General features: G+C 27.9%; 22 protein-coding genes and 4 tRNA genes. 6 read left to right on the top strand and 20 right to left on the bottom strand.

What is annotated here, in order from left to right; genetic code table 11:
* Window positions 1–86 precede the first annotated feature (86 nt).
* Window positions 87–773: a response regulator transcription factor gene (locus tag CRV01_RS05085; RefSeq protein WP_129007153.1), complete on the top strand. Its 687-nt coding sequence runs from the start codon at window positions 87–89 to the stop codon at window positions 771–773.
* Window positions 763–1,794 carry a HAMP domain-containing sensor histidine kinase gene (locus tag CRV01_RS05080; protein ID WP_129007152.1) on the top strand — a complete coding sequence of 344 codons (1,032 nt, stop codon included), beginning with the start codon at window positions 763–765 and terminating at the stop codon, window positions 1,792–1,794. The genes CRV01_RS05085 and CRV01_RS05080 overlap by 11 nt, the downstream gene beginning before the upstream one ends.
* Here CRV01_RS05080 and CRV01_RS05075 read toward each other — a convergent pair.
* Window positions 1,787–3,343, bottom strand: a complete 1,557-nt coding sequence (locus CRV01_RS05075) for a cache domain-containing protein (protein WP_129007151.1) — start codon at window positions 3,341–3,343, stop codon at window positions 1,787–1,789. The two genes, CRV01_RS05080 and CRV01_RS05075, sit on opposite strands and share 8 nt — an antisense overlap.
* A 62-nt stretch (window positions 3,344–3,405) precedes the next feature.
* On the opposite strand from CRV01_RS05075, the gene CRV01_RS05070 reads away from it, so the two are divergent.
* Window positions 3,406–4,086, top strand: a complete 681-nt coding sequence (locus CRV01_RS05070) for a response regulator transcription factor (RefSeq protein ID WP_129007150.1) — start codon at window positions 3,406–3,408, stop codon at window positions 4,084–4,086.
* Here CRV01_RS05070 and CRV01_RS05065 read toward each other — a convergent pair whose 3' ends face one another.
* From CRV01_RS05065 to CRV01_RS04990, 16 genes are all read right to left on the bottom strand, one after another.
* Window positions 4,087–4,905, bottom strand: a complete 819-nt coding sequence (locus CRV01_RS05065) for an EI24 domain-containing protein (protein ID WP_129007149.1) — start codon at window positions 4,903–4,905, stop codon at window positions 4,087–4,089.
* A gap of 10 nt (window positions 4,906–4,915) precedes the next feature.
* A complete protein-coding gene (locus CRV01_RS05060; protein ID WP_375234258.1) occupies window positions 4,916–5,761 on the bottom strand; it encodes a radical SAM/SPASM domain-containing protein in 846 nt (281 codons plus the stop codon).
* Window positions 5,762–5,800: 39 nt separating this feature from the next.
* Window positions 5,801–6,337: a hypothetical protein gene (locus CRV01_RS05055; RefSeq protein ID WP_129007147.1), complete on the bottom strand. Its 537-nt coding sequence runs from the start codon at window positions 6,335–6,337 to the stop codon at window positions 5,801–5,803.
* Between the two features lie 9 nt (window positions 6,338–6,346).
* The gene (locus CRV01_RS05050) at window positions 6,347–7,927 is read right to left on the bottom strand and encodes a PAS domain-containing sensor histidine kinase (protein ID WP_129007146.1); all 1,581 of its coding nucleotides are present in this window, start codon (window positions 7,925–7,927) and stop codon (window positions 6,347–6,349) included.
* Window positions 7,928–7,995: 68 nt separating this feature from the next.
* Window positions 7,996–8,072: transfer RNA gene (locus tag CRV01_RS05045), tRNA-Gly, on the bottom strand.
* A 44-nt stretch (window positions 8,073–8,116) separates the two neighbouring features.
* Window positions 8,117–8,193, bottom strand: a tRNA-Gly gene (locus CRV01_RS05040).
* Between the two features lie 15 nt (window positions 8,194–8,208).
* Window positions 8,209–8,285: transfer RNA gene (locus CRV01_RS05035), tRNA-Ile, on the bottom strand.
* A 27-nt stretch (window positions 8,286–8,312) separates the two neighbouring features.
* Window positions 8,313–8,403, bottom strand: a tRNA-Ser gene (locus CRV01_RS05030).
* 57 nt (window positions 8,404–8,460) lie between these two features.
* Window positions 8,461–9,147, bottom strand: a complete 687-nt coding sequence (gene pyrF, locus CRV01_RS05025; RefSeq protein WP_129007521.1) for an orotidine-5'-phosphate decarboxylase — start codon at window positions 9,145–9,147, stop codon at window positions 8,461–8,463.
* A gap of 9 nt (window positions 9,148–9,156) precedes the next feature.
* The gene (gene nusB / locus CRV01_RS05020) at window positions 9,157–9,555 is read right to left on the bottom strand and encodes a transcription antitermination factor NusB (protein ID WP_129007145.1); all 399 of its coding nucleotides are present in this window, start codon (window positions 9,553–9,555) and stop codon (window positions 9,157–9,159) included.
* A 1-nt stretch (window position 9,556) separates the two neighbouring features.
* The gene (gene ribH, locus CRV01_RS05015) at window positions 9,557–10,027 is read right to left on the bottom strand and encodes a 6,7-dimethyl-8-ribityllumazine synthase (protein WP_129007144.1); all 471 of its coding nucleotides are present in this window, start codon (window positions 10,025–10,027) and stop codon (window positions 9,557–9,559) included.
* A gap of 50 nt (window positions 10,028–10,077) precedes the next feature.
* Window positions 10,078–10,878: a 3-deoxy-8-phosphooctulonate synthase gene (kdsA, locus tag CRV01_RS05010; RefSeq protein ID WP_129007143.1), complete on the bottom strand. Its 801-nt coding sequence runs from the start codon at window positions 10,876–10,878 to the stop codon at window positions 10,078–10,080.
* 1 nt (window position 10,879) lies between these two features.
* Window positions 10,880–12,565 (bottom strand): TrkA family potassium uptake protein, encoded by a 1,686-nt coding sequence (locus CRV01_RS05005; protein ID WP_129007142.1) that lies wholly within the window; start codon window positions 12,563–12,565, stop codon window positions 10,880–10,882.
* Window positions 12,566–12,594: 29 nt separating this feature from the next.
* Entirely contained in the window at window positions 12,595–12,972 is a 378-nt protein-coding gene (locus tag CRV01_RS05000) for a DUF6394 family protein (RefSeq protein WP_129007141.1), read from the bottom strand.
* Window positions 12,959–14,710 (bottom strand): FMN-binding glutamate synthase family protein, encoded by a 1,752-nt coding sequence (locus CRV01_RS04995; RefSeq protein ID WP_129007140.1) that lies wholly within the window; start codon window positions 14,708–14,710, stop codon window positions 12,959–12,961. The genes CRV01_RS05000 and CRV01_RS04995 overlap by 14 nt, the downstream gene beginning before the upstream one ends.
* 1 nt (window position 14,711) lies before the next feature.
* The gene (locus CRV01_RS04990) at window positions 14,712–15,596 is read right to left on the bottom strand and encodes a DMT family transporter (RefSeq protein ID WP_129007139.1); all 885 of its coding nucleotides are present in this window, start codon (window positions 15,594–15,596) and stop codon (window positions 14,712–14,714) included.
* Between the two features lie 90 nt (window positions 15,597–15,686).
* Between CRV01_RS04990 and murA the strand changes: the two genes are divergently transcribed.
* The 3 genes from murA to CRV01_RS04975 are packed head-to-tail and all read left to right on the top strand — an operon-like array spanning window position 15,687 to window position 18,696.
* Entirely contained in the window at window positions 15,687–16,952 is a 1,266-nt protein-coding gene (gene murA / locus CRV01_RS04985) for a UDP-N-acetylglucosamine 1-carboxyvinyltransferase (RefSeq protein WP_129007138.1), read from the top strand.
* 15 nt (window positions 16,953–16,967) lie between these two features.
* Window positions 16,968–18,065 (top strand): DUF5644 domain-containing protein, encoded by a 1,098-nt coding sequence (locus CRV01_RS04980; protein ID WP_129007137.1) that lies wholly within the window; start codon window positions 16,968–16,970, stop codon window positions 18,063–18,065.
* 10 nt (window positions 18,066–18,075) lie between these two features.
* Window positions 18,076–18,696: an HNH endonuclease gene (locus CRV01_RS04975; protein WP_129007136.1), complete on the top strand. Its 621-nt coding sequence runs from the start codon at window positions 18,076–18,078 to the stop codon at window positions 18,694–18,696.
* Window positions 18,697–18,700: 4 nt separating this feature from the next.
* On the opposite strand, the gene CRV01_RS04970 is transcribed toward CRV01_RS04975, so the two are convergent.
* From CRV01_RS04970 to CRV01_RS04960, 3 genes are all read right to left on the bottom strand, one after another.
* A complete protein-coding gene (locus CRV01_RS04970; RefSeq protein ID WP_129007135.1) occupies window positions 18,701–20,347 on the bottom strand; it encodes a BCCT family transporter in 1,647 nt (548 codons plus the stop codon).
* A gap of 74 nt (window positions 20,348–20,421) precedes the next feature.
* A complete protein-coding gene (locus CRV01_RS04965; protein ID WP_129007134.1) occupies window positions 20,422–21,834 on the bottom strand; it encodes a type II secretion system protein GspD in 1,413 nt (470 codons plus the stop codon).
* Between the two features lie 56 nt (window positions 21,835–21,890).
* Entirely contained in the window at window positions 21,891–22,466 is a 576-nt protein-coding gene (locus tag CRV01_RS04960) for a YigZ family protein (RefSeq protein WP_129007133.1), read from the bottom strand.
* Window positions 22,467–22,520 lie beyond the last annotated feature (54 nt).

Raw genomic sequence — 22,520 nt, 5'->3', positions numbered from 1 at the left:
TATCAAGATAAAAACTTATATTTTATTAATGTTACAATTGTATAATCTAGTAAAACATACTATATTTAAATGAAATCGAGTATTCAATGAAAAAAAATATACTAATAATAGAAGATGAAGAGCCAATTATAAATATTATTAAAAATAGGCTTGATTCTGAAATCTATAATGTTGATACTGCTTTAGATGGGCAAAGTGCTTTAAAGCTTATAAATACAAAAGAGTATGATCTTATTACCTTAGATATTATGTTACCCAAAATAGATGGATTTACAATTTGTAATTCAATAAGAAATCAATCAAAAAAAACATTAATAGTAATGATAAGTGCTTTAGATACTGAAGATTTTAAAACTAAAGCTTATGATTATGGAATTGATGATTATATTGCAAAACCTTTCTCTGCAAAAGAGTTATCTCTTAAAATAAAATCTCTTTTAAAAAGAAGAGATGAATTAACTATGACAAAAGAACAAAAGAAAACAAGTGCAATATTTATAAATGATGAAGCAAAAGAAGTTTCTATAAATAACTTTATAGTAGATTTTACACCTAGCGAATATTTTATATTATCAGTTTTTACAAACAATAAAAATAGAGTATATTCAAGACAAGAATTAGCCCAACTGATATATGATAACTACTTAGGTGAAATTGATGAAAGAGGAATAGATAGCCATATTTGTAATATAAGAAAAAAGATCTCAGCTCATCATGATAAAGATATTATAAAAACAATAAGAGGAATAGGATATAAAATAGATGAAAATTAAAACATTTATTGTAACCTTAGCTACTATTGCAGGCTTAATTGTTTCAACTTTTACTGCTGTTATGACTTTTGTAATTATTGGGGAACCTATTCATAGTGAGATGTTTATAAAAATTTCTCTTACCGTATTAGCTGTTTTACCTGTAATTGCTTTTTTTAGTTTAGTTTCTGGCACTTACCTTTCTAAAAATTCTATTTTTATTCAAAAACGATTAGCAAAAATAAAAGACCAAGAGTTTAATCAAGATAATAGCAAATTTTTTATAACTGAAGTAAATGAAATAAATGATGACATAAACTATCTTTCAAACCAACTTGAAACACTAATTAAAGACTTAAGACAAAAAAACCATAATCTTTCTAACCTTCTTGTTTCTATGGCACATGATATTAAAACACCAATAACAATAATCAATGGCTATATTGAAGAGATAGAAGATGGTTTGATTTCAAAGGAACAGCTACCTGAAACCCTTGATTATATAAAAAAAGAGATTGAATTTTTAAATGAACTAACAGTAGATATCTTAGAGTTTATTTCATCAATTAAAAAATATAGAACAAAAGAAAAAATTTTATTATACTACTTTATTGAAAATGAAGTGTTTCCTCTTTTACCAAAAAATCAAAATATTCAATATATAAATAAAATAAATAAAGATTTGGAAATAAGATTTAATAAAATAGATTTAAAGAAAATCTGTATAAATATCATGTGCAATGCAATAAAACATATTGAAAAAGGATATATAAAAATTTATACCAAAGAGGAAAATATCTATTTTGAAAACAATGGAACTAAGATAGAAAAAGAGTATAGTCAAAAAATATTTGAACCATTTTTTACAACTTCAAAAAGCAAAAATAGAAAAAACAGAAAAAACAAAAAAAGTGGTTTTGGACTAGGATTATCAATTGTTGGTAATTTATCTTTAAACAACTCTTATAGGTGTAGTTTAAAATCAAGTGATGAAGAAAAAACTATTTTTAGCCTTGAAAAGAAAGAAATTATTTCTATTTAGGTAAATAAATCTCAAACCTTGCACCATGTTTTGTGTCTCTAACTTTAAGTTTTCCATTCATATTTTTTTCAACAATAATTTTTGACATATAAAGACCAATTCCTGTTCCATCACTATCTTTTTTTGTAGTAAAATATGGTTCAAAGACTTTACTTTTTGGTTCTACTTTAATTCCTCCACCGTTATCTTCTATAAGTAAAATAACATTATTTTCAGTCTCTTTTGCATAAATTTTTATCCAAGGTTCTTCTATTTTATTTTGAATAAGAACATCTTTTGCATTTGTAATAATATTTAAAATCACTTGTTGAAACTCATTTGCATATGTGTTTAATTTGATATTATCAGGGACATCAATATCTACTAAAATACTGTTATTTGATAAAGCACTAGAAATAATAGTCATAATAGAATCCATCGAAACTCTTAAATAAAACTCTTCTTTTGACTTTTTAGGCATAAAGAAGTTTCTAAAGTCATCGATAGTATGAGACATAAACTCTAAAACAGCTTCTGCTTCTCTTACTTTTTTATCCATTACTTTTTCATCAAGTCTTTCCATATAATATTTAAATTTGATATTCATAAAAATAGAAGATAATTCAGATAAAGGCTGTCTCCATTGATGGGCAATATTTGAAATCATCTCTCCAAGGGCTATGAATTTTGATTTTTGAACAAGAAGTTGTTCATGCTCTCTATTCTTTTCAATCTCACCCTCAACTCTTTTTTCAAGATTTTCATTAAGCTCATTTAGTTCATCTGTTTTTGCTTTTACTCTTCTTTGATATGATTTTAAAACTTCATCGATTTTTTGTGAAACTAAAATTGAAATTACTATAGCTATCGATAAAAATAGCGTAAATAATAAAATATTTTGAACTATTTGATTTTGAATACTTTGTTGCAGTTGTTCTCTATTTCTTGAAATCTCTTCTTCAATATCATCTGTGTAAACTCCAACAGCAATAACCCATCTCCATCTAGGGAAATACTTAAAATAAGAAAGCTTTTGATTTGAAATATCACTATTTACTTTTTTATATGAATATTCAGTATAAGACTCCCCTTTGATTCTAATATCTTCCATAAACTCTTGGCGGAATTTTTTACCATTTGCATCTTTATAATTTGTAGAAATCATAACACCTAATAAATCAGGTCTATTTGGGTTTACAAGTAGTTTTGCAAAATCATCTCCACCATTTATATCTAAAATCTCATATACAAAGATATAATTACTTTTATCTTCATCAAAAGAGATATTATTTAGAAGTCTTACAGTGTCCATTTTTAGTTCTTCTTCATTCTCTTCATCACTTTTTGTAGCATTATACTTTATAACATCAATGATTGTATCAATCTCTTTTTTTAACATTATTTTTTGATTTTTATAGTAGTCTTGAACATACTTGTCCATTTGCCTATCAAAATCTTCATAGGTCTTTTTTACATAAAAGTATGAAATCATAAGAATCATTGTTGTCATGATAATTATGAAGACATAAATTATTATTTTTGAAATATTCTTCTCTGTTATTAATTGCAAATTCTAAACCCTAATGCTATTTTCGATATGATACCATACTTTTAATAATAGGGGTTTTTGGTATGGACAAATCACTAATTTCAAACTTGAAAAACTTCACTATTTTATATATTGAAGATGAAGAAGGTATTAGAAAGAATATTACTGAGGTATTAAAGGACTTATTTAAAGAGACTTATGTAGCTAAAAATGCAAAAGAAGGCTATAGCTTATATGAACAAAATAAACCTGATTTAATCATTACAGATATAAAAATGCCTAATGAAACTGGAATAGAACTAATTAAAAGAATTAGAAAAGTTGATAGCAAAGTAAGAGTAATCATAACTTCAGCTCATACAGATTTAGAATATATGCTTGAAGCTACTGAACTTCATCTTGTTAAATATATTATTAAACCACTTACTGAAGTAAAACTAATTGAAGCCTTAGAAGCTTTCGTAAAAAGTTTTGATAGTGCGAGAGTTTACAATCTTTCAGAAGGTTGGCTATTTGATGAAAGTAAATCAATTATTCAATCACCAGATGAAGAGTTTAAACTAACAAAAAAAGAGAATCAGTTTTTAAAACTTTTAATTCAAAAAAATAGAATAATCACTTATGAAGAGATGGAAAACATTATTTGGAATGAAGATATAATGACACCAAATGCCATGAGATTATTTATAAAAAACTTTAGAAAAAAACTTCCAGCAGATGCACTTAAAAATGTACAAGGTACAGGATACAGATTAGTTTTATAACTAATCTTGTAGCTGCTTTGTTTCTAAATTATTTATAATACTATCTTCATTATTTCTAATTTTCTTTAATTCTTGAAAATATCCATGCCCTAAATATATGATATAAAATACTGCAGTAAACAGAGTAATAAAAGGTACCATTGATAAGATATATAAGAAAATAGTTCTAGCTCTAAAAGAGTTTGCTTTTCTTGTATGAATTACTGCATACTCTTCTTTAGTAAGAATTGTAGAGGCTATATCATAAGTTAAAAGCTTATGGAAGAAATAGTATAAAGGTAGATTAAAAGCAATTATATTTATAAATGGAATAAAATATAAAGGCATTAATACAAAAAACATAATTACCATTATTAGACCACTTCTAAATAAAACCCAAAGGGGACTTAGAATATTTCCGAATCCATTTGTTTTTATCTCAGGGTAGTGTCTTTTTTGAAGAATATCTAAAATAAATGGTGTTAAAAAACCTATAATAATAAGTGTAGTAAATACTGAAAACATCATAACAAATAGTGTTCCAATAGTATAAAATAAAAATCCTACTAACCATGAAGTTACTGAGTATTGAAATAAAAATCCAATAACTGCCGTTGCCCATATATAATAAAATGGAGCATTTGGATCAACTGCTATATCTTGACCATTTTGTGTTGTTTCTATATAAATTTGTAATGAATCAAAACCATAATCAGCAGCACTATAAAAAGCTATTAGTAAAACTACCATAGTAATTATAAGTGGTAAAAAAGCTATTTTAAGCATTGGTTTTGTAAAAAAATCTCTAACACTTAATGATATCATTCGTCCTTCTAACATCTAAAAACCTTTATTTATTAAATCTTGTTCTATATTCACATCTTTGACAAAGTTCTTCTATTACTTTGCCACTTTTAAAGCCTTGCTTTATATCTTGCACTCTTTTAGAAGCTAATATTTCTTTTATTGAAGAGTTATTAATATCTCCTAAATTTACAACTGCATCTTTATCTAAACAACAAGGAGCTACTTTTCCTGAACTTAAAATTGCGAAGTGAGAATCTAAACCATAGCAAGTTCCCTCTTTAGAAACAAACTCATTTTCCAAGCTTGGCCAATTAAAATACTCATCAAAATTTATAAAAACCATTCTAGCTAGTTTTATATTTTTTGGTTTTTCTTTATAGATTGCATCTAAATTTAAGTTTACATCAAAATGCTTTTCTAAGTAGTTAAATACTTTATAGTTAAACTCTTTTGCACTTTTAGTATCATCTAAATTCCAAATTCTAAAATTAATAAAAAAGTGTTGTTCTTTTTCAATTGCATACTTTGTAAACTCAATTATTGGATTTAAATACTCTTCTAAAGACTTTTTGTGTGAGTTTGCATTATAAGAGTTTATAGAAAAGTTTATTTGCCTTATTGCTTTGTGCATCAGTGTTTCATGAAAACTTTTATTTATATTGTTTGCTGTAGTTACTATATTTACTTTAAGTTTATGTTTTAAACTTACATCTAAGTACTCACTTAGATTTTTTAAAACTAAAGGGTCTCCAACTACATGATAAGCCAATTCATTAGTTACTTCTTTTAACTGCTTATTTAGCTCATCAAACTTTGAAAGTTTCATTGTTTCATTTGGCTGAAGTTTTGGAGGGCAGAAACTACATTTTAGATTACAAACATTAGTTATTTCAACATGTACTTTTTTAAACTTTGCTATAACTATTACCTACTTTAACAAATATGGTAAATCTTCTTGTAAAGATTTTAATAAGTCTTCATTTAAAAAGAATTTTGCGAAATCATAATCACTATTTTTGTATGCATATGCACAAATATATCTATTTCTTTTTAATAATTCTATTGTTTGTTCTAAACTTGCTTGTAACTGTTTATTTTCTTTATAATAAGTGTAAATTGCTTTTAAAGGCTCTTCCATATTTGAGTCTTTTAAAAACACTACATTATCATCAAAAAAGTCAATTACATTTTCATCATTTGATTTAATATTTAAAAATGCTAACTTAATATCTTCCATTCTTAAATCAAATTTGTAACCTAAAAGAAGTAACTCTTTTAAATTCTTTAAATTATTTTGTTGGAAATAGTATTGTAATAATAGTTTTAAATAATGGTCTTTAACATCATCTTCAAAACTATCTATATACTCTAACACATAATCTACATCATCAATTTTATTGTTTTCTAAAAGTGCTTTGTGGATAATTCCAACTTCACCTAAGATTTCATGTAATCTATCATTCATTTTTTTGCCTTATCTATTTTGTACAAAAGGAAGTTTTATCTCAAAACAAGCACCTAAATATACAGAGCTATTATACTCAACATTTTCATTTGTGACACTTATTTTTCCATTCATATGCTTAACAATATTTTCTGACATATAAAGACCTATTCCAGTACCTTGAGAATTATGTTTAGTAGTAAAGTATGGTTCAAATATTCTATCTAAAATAAATTTATCTATTCCACCTGCATTGTCTTTAACTCTAATATATAAATAGTTTTCATCTGAAGAAGTATCTATAATAATAAACTTTTTACCCTCTTTTTTGATTAATTCATCTTTTGCATTTGTAATGATATTCAATAAAACTTGTAGCAGTTCATTTTCATAAGTGAAAAGCTCCATATCTTCGATATTTGTAATAAACTCAATATGTTCTTTTGTATATCTTGCTTTTGATAATTTGATAGATGTTTTGATTACAGTTTTTAGGTGAAACCTATTTTTTTGTTTATTTGGTTTAAAGAAGTTTCTAAAATCATCTATAGTTTTAGACAGATATTGTACTTGTTCATTTATATCATTTAAACCTGCGTCTAAAAGGTCTTTAGTTAGGATGTCTTGATCATTTTGTAAAATCATTCCCGTAGCAAGTACAGATACAGCAGAAAGAGGTTGTCTCCATTGGTGAGCTATATTTTCTAGCATTTCACCCATGGCTGCCATTTTTGATTGTCTTTTCATAATTGTTTCATAATCAAGTAGATCTTTTTTTACTTTACTAATCTCTTTTTCTAGGGTTTTATTATAATTTTTTAGTTTTAAGTTTAAATCTTCTCTTTTTCCGTCTATTTCAAGTCTCTCTGAAATATCTCTTGAAATAGCTGTTACAAAAAATTTACCTTGGTACTCTTTTAAATGAAGTGAAGTCTCAACAGGGATATCTTTTCCATATTTTGAAGTATAAACACCAAAGGTAGTTAAACTATGCTTTTGTTTTATTTTTTCTAAAACTTCAGCAATAGCAATATTATCAACACTTTCCATTGGTTTTCTAATCTGAGATATTTTCATTTTCTTTAGCTGAGCTAATGTATAACCTAACTCATCACAGGCTGTTTCATTTGCAAACTCTACTATCTCAGTTTCATGGTCAACAACAAAAATCATATCTTTTGAAGAGTTTATTAAATCAAAATATAAATTTATCTCTTCTGTTCGTCTAACCCTACTTGTAATATCTCTTGCATATGAAAAAAGATATTCTTGCCCATTTATTTCAGTAAATGTTGAAACAACTTCAACAGGAAATCTTCTTCCATTTTTTCTTTTATGATAGGTTTCTAAAGTATTAGATTGACCATTAGCAGCTTTTTTATAAAATATTTCTAATGCATCTAAATACTTTTCTTTTGTATTTACATTTGTATCAATGTCCCATACATAAAGCTTTGTTATCTCTTCTTTTGTATAGCCTAAAGTCTCTAATGCATTGTTATTTGCAAATAATACTTCCCCTTCTTTGTTTAAAAGATAAATTGCTTGATTTGATAAAGAGAATGAAGCTTCAAGTATAGAGTTTAGGTTATTTTTTACAAATTCATTCATTAATTAAGTCTTTATATTTTTTTTGTAATTTTATTGAAGTTTTGATTAATATGTAGTTAAAAAATAAGTGGAGCGGGAGACGAGACTCGAACTCGCGACAATCTGCTTGGAAGGCAGAGGCTCTAGCCAACTGAGCTACTCCCGCAATGGTGAAATTTTAACAAAAATTTCTTAAAAACAAATAAAAAGTGGAGCGGGAGACGAGACTCGAACTCGCGACAATCTGCTTGGAAGGCAGAGGCTCTAGCCAACTGAGCTACTCCCGCGTATTATTATAAAAGTGGTGGGTTCTCGGAGATTCGAACTCCGGACCACTCGGTTATGAGCCGAGTGCTCTAACCAGCTGAGCTAAGAACCCAACCACACTAATAATATCCATAATTAGTGGCGGACAAGGAGGGATTCGAACCCTCGGTACCGTTGCCAGTACGCTTCCTTAGCAGGGAAGTGGTTTCAGCCAACTCACCCACTTGTCCAACGAATTAGGAATGAGATTTTAATGAATATGTACTTAAAAACATCTTAATTTCAAACTAAATGTTCTTTAAAATATTATTAACTACTTCTTTTGGGTTTTCTGCTTTATAAATTGGTCTTCCAACTACAATAAAATCCACTAAATTTTCTTTTGAAAAAGCAATATCAGCAACTCTTTTTTGATCCCCTGCAGCTTCACCAAAAGGTCTAATTCCAGGACATAAAGTAATAAACTCATCAGAAGTATTTTTCTTAATATCTAAACTTTCAAAAGCAGAACAAACAACTCCATCTACTCCTGACTCATATGTATCTATTGCTAGTTTAGTGGCTTTTGTTTGGATATCTTCATTATATACTGCTTTAAACTCATCATTATCAAATGAAGTAAGAGCTGTTACAGCTATAACTAAAGGTTTATTTGGAAAATCTTTAATTCTTTCCATAACTTCACTCATTGCTCTTTTCCCTGCACTTGCATGTACATTAAACATATCTACAAGTCCAAATGAAACAATTTCTTGTGCTGCATCTGCCATAGTATTTGGAATATCATAAAGCTTTAAATCTAAAAAGATTTTAAAGTTTGGGTTAATTGCTTTTAACTCTTCTAAAAAAGCTTTTCCATCTCTAGTAAAACTTCTTAGTCCAACTTTTAACCAAACATCATAATCTTTAATTTGTTCAACAAGTGCAAGATTCTCTTTTGCACTTGGTAAATCAAGAGAAATACATAACTTCATATCTCTCATTTATGATGCCTTATTTACTTTATCTAATACTCCATTTATAAACTTTGGAGCACCATCTGAAGCTAACTTTTTAGACAATTCAATTGCTTCATTAATAACAATTGCTTTATCTAAACCTTTAAATTTAATCTCATAAATAGCAAGTCTTAAAATAGATTTTTCAACACTTCCAATATCTTTGATTCCACCTTGTTTTAAATGTGAAACAATCTCTTCACTAATATCTTCAATATTGTCAACTACTCCATTAAATAAATCTAATGCAAAATCTTTTTGTTTATTTCTGATTTTTTTATCTTCTAAAATCTCATCAATAAAAGTTACAATACCTTCATTTCCAAGGTCATATGCATAAAGTAAACCTATTACTGATTCTCTTGCTTGTGTTCTAGTTGCCAAATTATTTCCCCATCTCTGAATAAAGGTCTAACATCTCAATGATTGTAGTCATAGCTTCTGCACCTTTATTTCCAACTTTTGAACCAGCTCTTTCAATAGCTTGCTCAATTGTATCAGTTGTTAAAACACCATTTGATACAGCTTTACCATATTTTAAAGCAACTGTTGCGATACCTTTAGTTGCTTCTGCTGAGATATAATCAAAGTGTGGAGTTGCTCCTCTAATTATTGCACCAACACAACAAACTGCATCATATTTTCCAGATTCAAGAGCTTTTTCTAAAGCAAATGGAATTTCAAAAGCACCAGGTACTAGAATTAAATCTAAATTGTCTTCGTTTCCACCGTGTCTTACGAATGCATCCTTTGCACCTTCAACTAATCTATCTGTAATAATATGATTAAATCTTCCATTGATAATAGCAACTTTTTCGTTACCATTTAATCTCATTTTTCCTTCAATAATCTTCATAAAATTTCTCCAAATTTTTCTAATATTTAGCCATTATATCTAAAAAAATATTAAAGGCTTTGAAGCGCTTCTTTAATAGCAAATATCTCATCAATTGTTTTATATAATTTATCTACTTGTAGCATATTTGGACCATCACTTTTAGCAGATTTTGGGTCTGTATGAGTTTCAAAAAAGAAACCATCAACACCAACACTTGCTGCTGCTCTTGCCATATATGGAACAAATTCAGAATTACCACCTGTTGTTCCACCAGTACTTGGTATTTGTACAGAGTGTGTTGCATCAAAAATAACAGGAGCATACTCTCGCATAAGAATTAAATTTCTCATATCTACAACTAAAGCACCATATCCAAAGCTATTACCTCTTTCACAAAGCCAAACACCATTTTCAGAAGAGTTTATATAAGATACCTCATTAACACCTCTTGTTTGAAGTACTTTTTCAACTGGATGTTTCATTGCATCTGCTGCTAAAAATTGACCTTTTTTAATATTTATTTTACAATTAGTTTTTGCTGCTTCTACAAGTAAATCTGTTTGTCTACATAAAAATGCAGGAATTTGTAAAATATCTAAAACTTCACCTGCTGGTTTTGCTTGATATGATTCATGTATATCACTTATAAGTTTGTATCCAAACTGTTCTTTTATCTCTTGAAATAATTTTAAGCCTTCTTCTAAGCCTGGTCCTCTATATGAACTAAGGCTTGTTCTATTAGCTTTGTCAAAAGAGGCTTTAAAATAAAAATCTACTCTTTTATCTTCACTTAATGGTTTTAGTTTTTCTGCAATTTTAAATACTGTATCTCTATCTTCTAAAACACATGGTCCAGTTAATATTGTCATGTTAATCCTTTTTAAAAATCGTGTTTTTTTCTTTTCCTGTTAAGGCATAATGAAATTCATATATATTTTGACTAATATATTCTATATCACTTTGGGCATTTTCATCACAAGCAAATAATATAGAATCATGTTTTTCTATTTTTTCATCAAGAGATGGTAATAATGTAAATTCATTCCCTCGTTGAAGTAACAGCGGTATTATATTATTTTCTTTATCTCTATTGTATAAAGACCTTGTAAATATTTTTAAAGTTATTTCTTCTTTCTTTTCTATTGCCTCATAAATCATAAGTGTATTTTTCTTATCTATTGTTATCTCTTTTAATAAAGGAAATTCATTAATTTTTGAACTTAGATCTTTTACTAAAGTTGATGCCCACTTATCATCTTTTTTACACATAAGTCTAATAAACTTATCTGAAAGTGGATTTATTAAAGCATTTGTTGTTTTATTAATTAAAATTCTTGAAGGCATAAAGATATGGTCAATTTTTGCACTTTTGAAAATAGAGAAATCTTCCATTTCATTTTCTCTTGCAATTGTCATAATTTTTGGATTTAGTTTTTTTGCAGTTGCAAGAACTGAAAGATTTGTTGTATCATCATTTGTTGCAGAGATAATTGCAACAGCTTCTTCTATGCCTACTTCTAGTAATAAATCTTTATCATCTGCATTTCCATAAGTAAGATGCATATATTCATCATTTGCAAAGTTTGTGCCTTTTCTTTTATCTATCTCTACAAATTGAGCTTCTATATTATAATGTCTTAATCTTTCATAGATATGTTGCCCCATTCTTCCATATCCACATATAATATATTTTCCCTTTGGAAAAAGAGGAAGACTTGCATTTAAATCTTCCATTCGATATATCCATTTTTCAAGTTTTAAAAGGTTTGGTGCAGCTAGGGCCATTGATATTTCACTTGAGATTATTGAAAAAGGATTTGCAACAATTTCTACATCTAAATCTTTTAGATTATCAGAGTGATTATTTGTAGTAGATTTTACTACTAATTTTACATGAGGGTTTAAAAGTTTAGAAGTAAGAGCAATTCTTAAATTTAAAGAATCATCTTCAAATAAAGATACCAAACCTCTACAATATTTACTTTTTATGCCTGCATGTTCAATTGCCGAAGCAGAATGTGCATCTGCAACTAAAACAGGAACAGTAGGAGTAAAGTTTTCTAAAATAGCTTCATTTGCTTTTATTTCATCTTTTTCAACAATAACAGCTCTTAGACCTTGTTCTATTGCTCTATTTACAACTTCATGTGTAATTTGATTATAGCCTAAGATAATAATGAATTTCTCTTTTATTCCTTTTACTTGTCTTTTAAATCTTGTTCTTTTTATTCCTCTAATAAATAGTTTATCTTGAAGTAAAGACACTAAAGTACCAATTGCATAAAACCATCCTAAAACAGTTATATAAATAGAAGCAGTTGCCCAAATTCTTTGGGCATATGTAAACTCATAAGGAGTTTCACCAAAACCAATAGTTGTAGCTGTGTAAGTTACAAAATAAAAAGCATCAAATATAGTCATTTGATAAGGGTTGCCATTATTGTCAACCCCTTCAATTATAAGAAAACCTACAATAGCTATTGTATAAGTAATAATTAAAACCAAAAAAGGTTTTCTCATCCTTTGTAAGACTATAAATAGTGAACTATTTTCCAAAACTACTCTTTACTTTTATTTTATAGAAACTAACGCTTTGACTTTAATGTATCGCCAATATAAAGTGCTACAGAAACAAAGTTTGCTAATAATGCTCCACCAGAAAGTGAAATAATTACACTTGTGATTTCTTGATTAATAGCATATGCATATGAAGCAACTGCCCAAACTGTTGCTGCTACTATAAGTTGAATATCTGCAACTAATGATGTTGCTAAAAGAACAGAACCCATTTGAGTTTTATCACCAAGTTTTAATGTTGTAGCAATTAAATTTACAATAATTGCTGCCATAAGCTCATATTTACTATGAGATACAAGTGAATCCATATCTCCATAAAAGAAACCAAAGTTTAAAGTCATTGCTAAAATAATAAAAAAGCCTGAAACAACCTTATCTAGATTCATGATATTCATCCTCCGTGTCTTTTCCAATGTCTAATATTCTACCAAATACGTCATCAATATTATCGTGTACTTTAGAGTTTCTATCTAGGAACATAATTTTGTGTTTATTTAATTCATTAATATTTTTTAAGCCCATAACTGCAAGTAAACCTCTAACACTTTTTAATAAATTTTTATGATAGTCTCTTACTTTTTTAGCTTGTTTATGTACAAAATATTTTTTTCTTTTTTCTTTATTTTGAGTTGCAAGACCTACTGGACAGTCATGTCCTGTCGTCCCAGAACAGTATCTAGCACGGATACATCCTGCACTCATCATAAACCCTCTAGCAATTTGAACAAAATCAGCACCAAGTGCCATAATTACAATGATATCATCAGGAGTTAAAAGTTTTCCACTTGCTACTAACTTTACATGTTTTCTTACACCATAATCTTCTAATACTTTATTTACTAAATAAATAGAGTCTCTAATATTAAGACCTATTCTTTCCATCATTTCAATTGGAGCAGTAGCACTTCCTCCACTTCCCCCATCAATAGAGATATAATCAGGATAAGCACTATTACCCTCTTCTATTCTTTTCTTTAGCTCTTTTGCATATGGAACAATATTTTCATAATCAGAGATAACAATTTTTATACCAACTGGTTTATCTGATAATTCTTGCATTTGACCTATAAAATCATAAAGTTCTTCAACACTATTTGCATAAGGAAATCTATTTGGAGAAAATAAATCTTTATGAGCTTCAACATTTCTATAATAAGCAATTGCAGGACTAACCTTTTCTGCAATAAGTTTTCCACCAGTTTGTTTTGCACCTTGAGCTATTTTTATTTCAGTCATTCTACAAAATCTCATAACTTTTTGATATCTCTCTGGGTCAAACTTACCATCTTTTGTTCTTACAGAATAGAGTCCAGAACTTACTTGTAAAATAATATCAGGCATATCTTCTGGAACATCTTCAGGGAAAAACTCTAAAGGAGCTTCCCAATTAGGTCTATGGAATACTTGTGTTCTAGCATCAAAAACATATGTTTCTGCTTCTTTATTGTCTTTAAAAACTAATTTTCTATATGCATCAGCAGCTAAGGCACCATTAAAAAGTTTTAAAACTACATTTTTTACTCTTTTTTGAAAAACTGTACCATTTACTATTTCCATATACTTTTCATCATAATTTTGATGTGTTACAAAAAAGTTTGATGTAAGTCCACCTTCTCCTGAGTTTATAGGAAAATCTCCCATAAAAGACCCTCTTACAAAGGCTCTTGTACCTTCAGGAGAAATAGAACCATCACTCATTGCAGATCTTGCAATAATTGTTTTTGCAGTATATGGTTTTTTTCTTTTATTACCAAATGTTACAGAAAATTCATTATCAACTTCATCTTCATTTAAAACAATAGTTGCATGTCTTAACATAAACTTTGGTTTTGGTAAGGGTTGAGCAGGTGAAAAAGAAGCATAATTAGGTAAATCCCTTGAAGCTTTGTAAACCCAATCTAGTTTGTCTTTTGATTCATAAAATTTTTCATCACCAAAATATTGTCTAAAAGGCTCTCTGGCTTCTTCTAAAACATATCGTAATCTACCAATAATTGGATAATTAACCAATAACTGATGATCTCTTTGTACATATTTGTCATGTACATACCAAGCTAAAATAATAACTAAAATAACTAGAATTATGATTTCAATATATAGAAAAAATTCATTTAGTATATCCATATTAATCCTTTTTTGAAGAGACTAAAACTCCACTGAATACAATTAAAATTATACCTAATATTATCCAAATACTAGGGAAAGTATCACCTAACAATAGTCCTATTAAAATACTAAAGGCGATATTTGCATAAGATATTGTACCAATTATTCCAGCTTTTGCAACTGAATAAGCTTTTGTCATATAAATTTGTGCCAAAGTTGATACAATTCCTAAAGAAATTATATAAATCCAATCACTTGTTTGTGGCATAACAAACTTTCCAAAAATATAATCATACTTTTCATTTACATAAACTTCTGAAACTAGCATTAAAAGTACTGGTCCAATTGTTCCAATTAACATAAAAGATAAAACAATAGTTCTACTATCATAATACTTTCTTAATTCTCGAATTGAAGTGTATGCTAAAGCAGCACCAACTCCTGATAAGATTCCTAACCAATCTGTTTTATCTAAAACACTTCCATCAAAACCTGTAATAAATAAAATTCCAATAAAACCTATAAATACACCAAGCCATCCTCTAAAACCAAGTCTTTCTTTCACAAATATAAAAGCAAAAATAGCTGTAAATATTGTTGAAGTTTTAGAGAAAGTCATAGCTTCACCAAGGGGAATATTTGCAATATTATAAAAGAAAAACAATAAAGCAGAAAAACCAATAGCACCTCTAAAAATCAAAAGCCAAGGTTTACCACCTTCTTGTACTAATGGTTTTTTATAAATAGAAATAAATATTAAAATCACTCCAAATACATTTCTAAAAAATACAACTTCAATTGAAGTCATTGAATCACTTAATTCTTTTGCAAATGCACCCATGCAAGCAAACATAAAAGAAGCGAAAAGCATATACTTAATTCCCAAAGAGACATTATTTGTCATTTAGTATCCTCTATTAAAAAGCGAATTTTATTAACTTTTAGATAAAATATCAACATTTACATAAATAAAGAAGACTTTATTAGGAAACAAATGGAATATTTAAAAATTATCGGTCAAAATCCTCTTCAAGGTGAAGTATCTATCTCAGGGGCAAAAAATGCAGCTTTACCTTTAATCGCATCAACAATCTTAGCAAAAAATGAAGTAAATATTTGTAATATGCCAGATGTTGTTGATATTAATACACTTTTAAAACTTATTGATAAACTTGGTGGAAGTTTTTCAAAAACAGCTGAATGCATCAAAATTGATACTTCAAAACTACATAATACAACTGCGACTTATGATATCGTTAAAACAATGAGAGCTTCAATCTTAGTACTTGGTCCTATCTTAGCTAGATTTGGTCATTGTGAAGTATCACTTCCTGGTGGTTGTGCCATTGGTCAAAGACCTGTTGATTTACACTTAAAAGCCTTAGAGGCTATGGGTGCAAATATTGAAATCAAACATGGATATATAGAAGCAACTGCTCCAAATGGACTTAAAGGAGCTAAAATAGTATTTGATAAAGTTACTGTTGGTGGAACTGAAAATACAGTTATGGCAGCAGCTTTAGCAGATGGTATTACAACAATTATCAACGCAGCAAAAGAACCAGAAGTTGTTCAACTTTGTGAAGTTATTGCAAATGCTGGTGTTAAAATTGAAGGAATTGGAACTTCAAAACTTTTAATTCATGGTACAAATAAACAGTTACTAGAGTTTAAAGACTTTGATGTAATTCCAGATAGAATTGAAGCAGGAACTTATATGTGTGCTGCTGCTATTTCTAACTGCAAACTTAAAATAAATAAAGTGATTCCTTTACACCTTGAAGCTATTATTTCAAAACTTGAAGAGATGAACTTTGAAGTTTTACAAGATGAAAATTCAGTAACAATTATGCCAACAGATGAAATCAAACCTGTAAATATTGTTACAACTGAATATCCAGGTTTCCCTACTGATATGCAAGCACAATTTATGGCACTTGCAACTCAAGCAAATGGAACAAGCACAATTGATGAAAGACTATTTGAAAATAGATTTATGCATGTTAGTGAACTATTAAGACTTGGTGCAGATATTCATCTAAATGGAAATATTGCAACAATCAATGGACAAACAGGACAATTAAATGGTACAGATGTTATGGCAACAGATTTAAGAGCTTCATCGGCATTAGTACTATGTGCATTAGTAGCAAAAGGAGAAACTTCAATCCATAGAATTTATCATCTTGATAGAGGTTATGAAGATTTAGAAGGTAAACTTAGCAAAATTGGTGCTACAGTAAGTAGGCATAAAGAGTAATAACAAGGTTTTATAATGATACTAGAATTATCAATATTTAGATTTGATGCAAAATCTGATTATTTACCCTATTACAAAAAACATTTTATAAAAATAAAAAAACAAGAGACTTTACTTGATATTTTTAATGAAATAAATATTGATGAACCTTTTGATTTTATAGATAATAAAGATTTTGGTGTTGTAGTAAATAAAAAATATACAACACTAGAAGTTAGTATAAAAAAATTAGTTGATAATTTTGGAAAAGATTTGATTATCGAACCTTTATCAATTAGACGAGCTAACAAAGATTTTATAATTGATCAATGTGATTTTGAAGAGAAACTTGAAATACTAAATGAGTTTACCACAACAGAAGATAAAAGTGAATACCTAGAAAACAAACTATATTTTTATGCTTCAAACACGTTAAATTTTCAATATGAATATATTGGTGATGCAATTATTTTACTTGCTCACAAGCTTATTGAAAGAACACCAAGTTTTAAAGATAAAATTCTTAAATTATTACAAAAACAAGAGTATTCTGTAGAGTATCATACAAGTTTAGAGAATAGACTTCTTGATTTTGATAAAACAATTGAAGAGAAAATAAATCAAATAAAAAATGAATTAGGACTTATAAAAAGTATTGAAGAACAAAACTTTTGTATAGATAAGTCTTCAAATGTAAAATTTCATGATTATGATTTAAGTTCTTTAATTAAGCATGACTTCAATGGTTTTAATCTTACATACTACTATGGAAAAAATAAAGATAGTGAAGTAGAAAACTTTTTAAATAGGCTAAATGCAAAACAAATAAAACTTGAAAATGAAAATATTGATTTAAACCTTGAAACATTCCATCTTAACCAGAATTTTATTATAAAACTTGCTGCAACTATTATGCTTGAAGCTTTTGATGCAGGAGCAGACTTACTTATAGTTGATAGTGTTGAAGTGTTTAAGTTATTTGATGCAAATAGACTAAGTCTTAGTAAAGCAGTAGGAAGAGAAGTAATTATTCCAGTATTACATAAAAGTGAACTTTTTAATTTAAGTTTTAATGAGCATGAGAAAATCAAAAAAGAGTTATTTAAACACGAAATTGATCCTGAGATAATATAAAGGATAAAAAATGATTTTAGACTTAAAATATGTACTTATAGGCTTTTTAATTATTGCATCTATAATTCCTTTATACATTTATAGAAAACAAATATATAGAAGACTTTATAAAAAAGGAAGTACAAAAGGTTTTATGAAGGATTGTGAAATTTATTTAGTTTCCAATCATCCTAAAATTCCTTTTGATTTTAGTATTGAAAAAAAATATAGAGATGAAAAAGATATTAGAGTAAAAGAGACTTTAATAGTTGAAGACTTTATAAACCAATATTTAGAGTATGAATATGATCTTATTACTCAAAAATCAGTCCCTAAAGAGAGTCTTTGGGCAGGATACGAAGCAAACTCTAGACTTATAAAAGATAATAAAAGACCAATTGATTGGGCAAAAAGAAAAGAAGCTGCTTGGAATAGAGATAAAGGGCTTTGTAACAGATGTGGAACAAAAATAAAACTTGTTGATGCTCAAGTTCTTCTGGCAAAACAGATGAAAGATGGCGGAGGTTTCAATCTAGAAAATATTGTTATTCTTTGTACAGATTGTGCAAAAGTTATTAAATCTGCAAACAAACAAAAAACAGCAAAAGATTTAAATATTACATATAAACTTATGAAAAAAGTAGAAGGATAATCTTCTACTTATATTCAGGTTCTTCCAACCTTTTTACTTCAGGATTTAGTTCGTCAATTAATACTCCCTCCTCCCCTACTTCATCATCTAAAATCCAAGGTTCTCTAGCTGTAATTTCTTGATTACCTGATCTTGCAGGAGTATTTTCTAAACTTAGACTTTTTAATAATCCAGCTACCATTGTAATTATAATAACAGAAAAAGGAAGTGCAGCTGTAATAACAGCAGCTTGAAGAGTTTTTAGACCCCCAGCAACAATTAAAACTCCTGTAAGTAAAGTCATTATCACTCCCCATAAAGCTCTATGACCAGAAGGAGGAGAAATAGAACCCGAAGCTAAAATTGTAGTAATAACTAATGTTCCTGCATTTGCAGAGGTAATTAAATATGTAGCTATAAGTACAATCATAAGTATAGACATAATCTCTGACATAAAACCTATATCCATGTTTTTAAGCATGATAAATAATGCAGCTGATACATCAGTATTTACTGCACTTATTACATCTTTTCCCATAAAAAGTTGTTCATATAAAGCTGTTCCACCAAAAAGACCAATCCATATTATTGTAATAAGAGTTGGCGTTAATAAAACGCCTGCAACAAACTCACCAAAAGTTCTACCTCTTGATATCCTTGCAATAAACATTCCTACAAAAGGTGACCAAGCAATCCACCAGCCCCAAAAGAATACTGTCCAAACAGTTTGCCAATCACTATCTCTTGTAACATTTGTATGAAAAGTTAATTTAATAATATCTTGCACATATGTTCCAGTAGCTTCAATTGTTATTCCAATTAGATATTGCGTTGGACCATATACAAGTAAAAAGGCTAAAACAAAAATACTAAGCCAAAAGTTTCCTACAGATAAAAGTTTTACGCCTTTACTTACTCCTGATACAACTGAAATAGTAGCAATAACCATAATAACTACCATGACAATTAATTGAAAAGATAAAGAACTTTTAATCCCAAGAACATGACTAAGTCCTGCATTCATTTGTTGAACTCCAAGACCAAGTGTTGTAGCGATACCAAATATCGTACCAAATACAGCAAGTATATCTACAATATCACCTAATGGTCCATCAACTTTTTTCCCTAAAATAGGATATAAAGCAGAACGAATAGTTAAAGGATAGTTGTGCCTATAAGCAAAATATGCCATAGTAATTGCAATAAAAGAAAAAATTGCCCAACCATTTAATCCCCAATGAAAGTAACTAAGAGACAATCCAACGATTGCTGCTTCAGGATTCATATTAGAATTGGTAAATGGATTATTTTGAAACTGCATTATAGGCTGAGCCACAGACCAAAATAAAATACCAACACCTGTACCAGCAGCAAATAACATAGATACCCAAGAGAAAAAGGTAAATTCAGGTTGTTCGGCATCAGAACCAAGCCTTACATTTCTATACCTTCCCATTCCAAGCCATATCATTAAAAAAAGTAAAAATGCTACTAATAAAACATAATACCACTCTAAAAAAGGATTTAATAATTCTCTAATATTTTGTAAAAAACTTTCACTTTTTTTTGGAAAATATCCCGTGAAAAATACAGAAATAAGAATTAAGAAAATAGAAATAATTGACATTTTTCTATTCATTCCTTTAAAAATACCAATATTGGAGACTTTCATCTTTTAAACCTTTTGTCATAAATGATGTTATTTTTTATTAGATTAACAAATAAAACTTAACATTTGGTTTAGCTTTATGAAGCAAAATAGTTTTTCAATCTCTCTTCATGCAATAAATTTTTATTTTTATTTACAGGTATTTTTTCTTTTTTCTTTTTTAAATTTAATAATAATTTTTCTAAAAGTTTATCTTCTAAGATTTTTATTTTTGCTAATTCATTTGTTACATAAGTTAAATCTTTATTCTTTGGAACTATATATGGAGTAATGATTATTATCAAGTTTTTTGTACTATTATTCTTATTTCTATTTTTAAAGAGTTCACCTAATAAAGGAATATCACTAGCATAAGGAATTTTTTCAACAGTTTTTTCTTTTTTTTTCTCAATAAGTCCTCCTAAAACAATACTCTCACCATTGTTTACAAAGGCTGTAGTTTTAATTCTTTTTTTTGAAGTATCTGGGTTATTATTTGTGTTATTATTTTTTATTCCTTCCAAAATAGCTTCAATATCTAATAAAACTTTATTTGAATCAACTCTTGGTTTAACTTTCAATGTTAATCCCACATCTTCTCTTTCAAAAATATTTTTAGTTGTCCCTCCATCTGTAGTTGTACTTCCTGTTTGTATGGAAATAGTTTCTCCCACATAAATTGAACTTGCAATATTATTTAAACAAAGTAATGTTGGTTCAGAAACAATATCTAAAGCGTAAGTTTTGTTCAATAAATTTAAAGAAGCTCCTAAAGCAAGAGAGGAAGTAAGGTTTGGGATTTCTAATCCAATTGATCTTGTATCAAAATTAATTGCTGCACCATTATTTAAATTTGAACTAAAAGTATAAAGACCTGAACTATATGATTTAGCTCCTAATATCCCAAATTTAAAACCAATATCACTTAATAAATAATCATCAAGTTCAACGATTTTTGCTTTTACATATATTTGTTTCTTTCTTTTATCAAGGGTTTTTATAATTTTCAGCAGTGAATTAATTTGTTTTTCTAAACCATCAAGAACAAGAGAGTTTGAACTCTCTTCATAAATAACAACTGTCTTATAAGAATCTTTTGTTTCTCTTTTCTCAATTATCTTATTTAATATCTTTTGGACATGCTTTGCATCTAAATTTATTAATTTGACAACTTCTACTTTTCTTTTATAGATTTTTTCTTTTTTTATTTTAAATTTTTTTGCTTTTTTTGTCTTTACAACTTTTAAAATATTTTTATCTTCTTGAAGAATATAACCATTTTCTTGTAAAGAAAGTTCTAAAATATTTAAAAGTTCATCTTTTGATATTGGTTCATTTGAGACAAAATTTACTTTTGCATCTATGTTTTGTGAAACTAATATTTTTTTCCCAAGGGTTTTAGAAGTAATTTTAATAAGTTGCAAAAGTTCTAAGTTATTGAAATTTACATCAATTTTATCTTTTGAAAAAGAAAAAGATATAAGTAGTAAAGTTAAAAATAGATATCTCATAAAAACTCCAAAATAATATTTTGAATTATTATAATAAAACTTTATTTATAACTTTTTTAATTATTAAGTAGTAAGTCTATGGGAAGTTGTTCTTGCAATTTCTCTTTTTGTTCTTTAGTTAAAAGAAGAGTTAACGTTACATCAGTTACAAACTCTTTATTTGTAACTTCTATTTCTAACTCATTTAAAAGATATTCTATTTTAGAAAGCCTTGAATAATCTAAAGTTAAAAAATATTTTTCTTTATCTTCATATTTTATCAGTTTACTTTCACTAATCACTAAATTTACAGCATCACTGTAAGCCCTAACTAATCCACCAGTTCCAAGCTTGACTCCACCAAAATATCTTATTATAATAACAGCACAGTTTATAAGCTCATTTCCAGCTAATACATTTAGTGCAGGCTTTCCACTTGTACCTCTTGGTTCTCCATCATCACTACTATTTTCCACTATTTGGTTAAACTCATTTAAGTGTCTATAAGCATAAACAAAGTGTCTTGCTTTTGGATGTTCTTCTTTTAATCTTTTCATAAGCGAATCGAATTGATTAAAAGGTACTAAATAAGCTATAAACTTTGATTTTTTCTCTTCATAAGTATGAGAGCTTTCTTCTTTTACAAAATACATTTTTGTATTTTACTCAAAGTGACTAAAATAACTATAAATAATCAAAGAAGAAGT

This window comes from Arcobacter sp. CECT 8983 (assembly GCF_004118855.1).
GTDB lineage: Bacteria > Campylobacterota > Campylobacteria > Campylobacterales > Arcobacteraceae > Halarcobacter.
Note: the sequence above shows the minus strand (reverse complement) of the source record. Positions and strands in the feature narration are given on the sequence as shown.

Coding starts and splice junctions, on each gene's coding strand:
- CRV01_RS05085 (WP_129007153.1), top strand. CDS start 87: ATGAAAAAAAATATACTAATAATAGAAGATGAAGAGCCAATTATAAAT.
- CRV01_RS05080 (WP_129007152.1), top strand. CDS start 763: ATGAAAATTAAAACATTTATTGTAACCTTAGCTACTATTGCAGGCTTA.
- CRV01_RS05070 (WP_129007150.1), top strand. CDS start 3,406: ATGGACAAATCACTAATTTCAAACTTGAAAAACTTCACTATTTTATAT.
- CRV01_RS05065 (WP_129007149.1), bottom strand. CDS start 4,905: ATGTTAGAAGGACGAATGATATCATTAAGTGTTAGAGATTTTTTTACA.
- CRV01_RS05055 (WP_129007147.1), bottom strand. CDS start 6,337: ATGAATGATAGATTACATGAAATCTTAGGTGAAGTTGGAATTATCCAC.
- CRV01_RS05050 (WP_129007146.1), bottom strand. CDS start 7,927: ATGAATGAATTTGTAAAAAATAACCTAAACTCTATACTTGAAGCTTCA.
- pyrF (WP_129007521.1), bottom strand. CDS start 9,147: ATGAAGTTATGTATTTCTCTTGATTTACCAAGTGCAAAAGAGAATCTT.
- ribH (WP_129007144.1), bottom strand. CDS start 10,027: ATGAAGATTATTGAAGGAAAAATGAGATTAAATGGTAACGAAAAAGTT.
- kdsA (WP_129007143.1), bottom strand. CDS start 10,878: ATGACAATATTAACTGGACCATGTGTTTTAGAAGATAGAGATACAGTA.
- CRV01_RS05000 (WP_129007141.1), bottom strand. CDS start 12,972: ATGAATCTAGATAAGGTTGTTTCAGGCTTTTTTATTATTTTAGCAATG.
- CRV01_RS04995 (WP_129007140.1), bottom strand. CDS start 14,710: ATGGATATACTAAATGAATTTTTTCTATATATTGAAATCATAATTCTA.
- CRV01_RS04990 (WP_129007139.1), bottom strand. CDS start 15,596: ATGACAAATAATGTCTCTTTGGGAATTAAGTATATGCTTTTCGCTTCT.
- murA (WP_129007138.1), top strand. CDS start 15,687: ATGGAATATTTAAAAATTATCGGTCAAAATCCTCTTCAAGGTGAAGTA.
- CRV01_RS04980 (WP_129007137.1), top strand. CDS start 16,968: ATGATACTAGAATTATCAATATTTAGATTTGATGCAAAATCTGATTAT.
- CRV01_RS04975 (WP_129007136.1), top strand. CDS start 18,076: ATGATTTTAGACTTAAAATATGTACTTATAGGCTTTTTAATTATTGCA.
- CRV01_RS04970 (WP_129007135.1), bottom strand. CDS start 20,347: ATGAAAGTCTCCAATATTGGTATTTTTAAAGGAATGAATAGAAAAATG.
- CRV01_RS04965 (WP_129007134.1), bottom strand. CDS start 21,834: ATGAGATATCTATTTTTAACTTTACTACTTATATCTTTTTCTTTTTCA.
- CRV01_RS04960 (WP_129007133.1), bottom strand. CDS start 22,466: ATGTATTTTGTAAAAGAAGAAAGCTCTCATACTTATGAAGAGAAAAAA.